This window comes from Pseudoalteromonas sp. S2721, assembly GCF_005887425.1.
Lineage (GTDB): Bacteria > Pseudomonadota > Gammaproteobacteria > Enterobacterales > Alteromonadaceae > Pseudoalteromonas > Pseudoalteromonas simplex.
The window spans coordinates 1-449 of sequence record NZ_PNCZ01000140.1 but is presented as its reverse complement, the minus strand read 5'-3'; the positions used below and the strand labels follow the sequence as shown (position 1 = coordinate 449).

The 449-nt window shown below is 44.5% G+C and carries 1 protein-coding gene; it reads left to right on the top strand.

All coding sequences use genetic code 11. From position 1 onward, the window contains the following. The first annotated feature begins 119 nt into the window (after positions 1-119). Positions 120-389: a hypothetical protein gene (locus CWC02_RS20580; RefSeq protein WP_138619937.1), complete on the top strand. Its 270-nt coding sequence runs from the start codon at positions 120-122 to the stop codon at positions 387-389. The last annotated feature ends 60 nt before the right edge of the window (positions 390-449 follow it).

The following is a 449-nucleotide window of genomic DNA, read 5'->3' as shown; positions in this document are numbered from 1 at the left end:
TGAGCGATGAAACGTTGCATTTTGATTATGCGGTGGTGCTGATTGAACTATTTATCTCTCATGCTGATGTCAGCTAGCCGGTAAAGGCCTCTTTATTGGTGTCGCCGAAAGATTTTAAGGTGTTTTTAAAAAACGGTAACAATCTCAGCCTTAATCTTATTAAAGATATCATAAGCTATGAAGCCATTGAGCCTCGTCATGTATTTCAAGCATTTAACCGTTTACCCTTGAACGAGACAAACGATTCGTGGGTTATTTTTTCTGATATTTTTGCAGGGCTGCTGCTGTTTTTAGCGATCAGCGGCTTGTTTATGATCAAAGGTAAAAATAGCAGAAGGGGCCGCCGAGCCGTATTAGTCAGTCGCGGTATCCTGCTCGCCGCGGCTTAGGTGTGATTCTATCCTAAACTTCCCGGTAGACCTTAGCGATAGGCGCCCTGGCCCCGGAGT